Raw genomic sequence first — 2,309 nt, forward strand, 5'->3', positions numbered from 1 at the left:
AGAGGAAGCCGCGCCCGTCGCCGAGGTCGGGGTTGTAAACGCGGAACTGGTGCCCATGGTAGCGCAGCGCCAGCGGCTCGGGGAAGCTCTCCGGCAGCGGCTCGAAGCGGGCAAAGTGGCGGATCCATGCCTCGTCCGGCAGCCCGGCGAGGCCGATGCGCGCCGCCCAGCGGTCGTTGCGGAAGCGGAGCCGGGCCTCGGGAAAGGTCGCCGGCCGCACCGGGTCGAAGAGCGCCTCGCCGAGGCGGGCGTGGATGACCTCGGGGCGGAAGTCGGGGTGCGCCATGACCCAAGCGGTATGCGGGCCGGCGACCGGGGGCAAGGGCCGCGCCGGAACCAACCGCCGGAACGGGCGTTGTTGGCATCGAGCAGGCACCGGAGACGGCGCCCGAGACAACAAGGGGAAGGACAGTCCCATGAAGACCAGGCTTCTCGCCGCGGTTTCCGCGGCCGCTCTTTCGCTGACCCTCGTCGCCGCCCCCACGCTGGCGCAGGTGCGGCAGCTGAACGATTCCGCCTTGACCGGGATGGCCGCCCTCGGGATCGACACGACCGGCCTCGTGGTGACCGCCGATCAGGCGGCGCAGATCGAGAACGTGCTCGGCTCGAGCGATGCCGACAGCATCAAGAAGGCGCACATCGAGGAGATCGTCGGCGGCGAGGCGACGGCCACCGGCCGGCTCGGCACCGATCAGCTCCGTTCCTCCGCCCAGGCCGACATGGCCGCGCTCGGGCTCGATACCGAGGTCGTGCCGATGCTGACGGTCGAGCAGCTCGCGGCCATCCAGAACGTCTCGGGCTCGGAGGCGACCGACGATTCGAAGCGCGCCCAGATCTCCGCCATCGTCGGCGAGACTACCCCGGGCGCCGGCGCCATGGGCGCCAACGACAACGCCGTCATGGCCGACGTGGCGGGGCTCGGCATCAACACCAACGAGATCGGCGTGCTGAGCGCCGCGCAGATGACGCAGATCCAGACGGTGCTGAGCAGCGCCGGCACGGATAGCGAGAAGAGGGCGCAGATCGAGCGCATCATCGCCGAATAGGCAGTCCCCCATGCGCTTGAGGGAGGGCCGGTCCGCAAGGGCCGGCCCGACTGCTGTTCAGGCCGGCACGCCGGTCATCTGGTGGAGCTGGGCCACCGCCTCGGGCGCGAGGCCGAGCGCCTGGGCGAGCTGGCGCAGATAGGCCTTCTCCTGGTCGGTGTCGGCGTGGATGGCGAGGATCGAGGCGGCGTAGACCTGCGCGGCCTGCGCCGGGTTGCGCGCCTCCGCCGCCAGCGCCGCCACGTCGAGCGGCTGCGCCATCTGGTCGAGGACGAACTGCTTCTCCGCCGCCGTCGCCTGGTCGGAGCTGATCTTGCCGATGATCTTCTGCATCTCGGCCTGGTCGATCTGCCCGTCCGCCTTGGCGGCGGCGATCATCGCCTTCAGCACCAGCTTCTCGCTGTCCTCGTCGGTGACCGCGCGGATCTCGCCGGGCTCGAGGGTCGGCGCGGCCTCGCCCGCGGCCCCCGCCTCGCGCGCGGCCTGGGCGCGCTTCAGCGCGCCGAGGGCCAGCGTGCCGAGGACCGCCATCGCGCCCCCGCGCGCCGCGCCGCCGAGCCCGCCGCCGAGCAGCGCCCCGGCGGCCGCGCCGATGCCGCCGATCTGCGCCCCGGAGAGGCTGCCCACCTGGTCCTGCCGCAGGAAGTCGCGCGCCCTGTCGGCGAAGCCGCCGACGGCGCCCCCCGGGCCGCCGGCACCGCCGAGCGCCTCCTGGAGCTGGCCGAAGATGCCCTGGAGCCCGTCGCCCTGGTCCATGTTGTCGGCGGTCTGCTGGAGCCGCCCGCGGGTCCCGGTCTGCCCGCCGAGCCCCTGTTGCATGATCTGTCCGAGAATATTGCCGAAGCTCATCGGCATCCCTCCCTGTGCTGTGCCGCGTCGCCAGAGCTAGCAGAAAGCCGGCGTGCGCGCCAAAGCTTTCGCCGGTGAGCGGCCGCGACGGCGTGCGGCACGCGCCGCCGCGGGCGCGAAATCGCCGGTAATGGGTTGAAGTCGAGGGCGTTCATCTTCGTTGGACGGTGCCGCGGGCGAGGCTGCGCCCGCTCGCGGGGTCGAAGCCGTGCAGCCGGCTCTCGTCGATGGCGAAGGGGACCTCCTCGTCGATGCCGAGCCGGGCCACCGCCGGGGCCGTCGCCTTGAAGAGCGTCTCGCCGGTGCGCAGCGTCACCACCTGCTCGACGCCGTGGTTCTCGACGTGGTGCACCCGCGCCCGGCCCTCGCCGCGGCCGATCGCGATGTCCTCGGCGCGCACCCCGAGGGTCAGCG

The 2,309-nt window shown here is 72.7% G+C and carries 4 protein-coding genes; 1 reads left to right on the forward strand and 3 read right to left on the reverse strand.

The genetic code is table 11. From position 1 onward, the window contains the following. On the reverse strand, positions 1-286 hold a 286-nt coding region (locus Q0112_RS10470; protein ID WP_297974904.1), incomplete at its 3' end, for a protein adenylyltransferase SelO family protein. A gap of 130 nt (positions 287-416) precedes the next feature. Here Q0112_RS10470 and Q0112_RS10475 point away from each other — a divergent pair. Then, positions 417-1,046, forward strand: a complete 630-nt coding sequence (locus Q0112_RS10475) for a hypothetical protein (protein ID WP_297974906.1) — start codon at positions 417-419, stop codon at positions 1,044-1,046. A gap of 57 nt (positions 1,047-1,103) precedes the next feature. Here Q0112_RS10475 and Q0112_RS10480 read toward each other — a convergent pair whose 3' ends face one another. Continuing rightward, positions 1,104-1,895, reverse strand: coding sequence for a tellurite resistance TerB family protein (locus tag Q0112_RS10480; RefSeq protein ID WP_297974909.1), 792 nt, complete (start codon positions 1,893-1,895; stop codon positions 1,104-1,106). Between the two features lie 151 nt (positions 1,896-2,046). Continuing rightward, positions 2,047-2,309: TOBE domain-containing protein (locus tag Q0112_RS10485; protein ID WP_297974912.1), on the reverse strand; the 263-nt coding region annotated here is incomplete at its 5' end.

This window comes from uncultured Amaricoccus sp. (genome assembly GCF_937858865.1).
Classification (GTDB): Bacteria; Pseudomonadota; Alphaproteobacteria; order Rhodobacterales; family Rhodobacteraceae; genus Amaricoccus.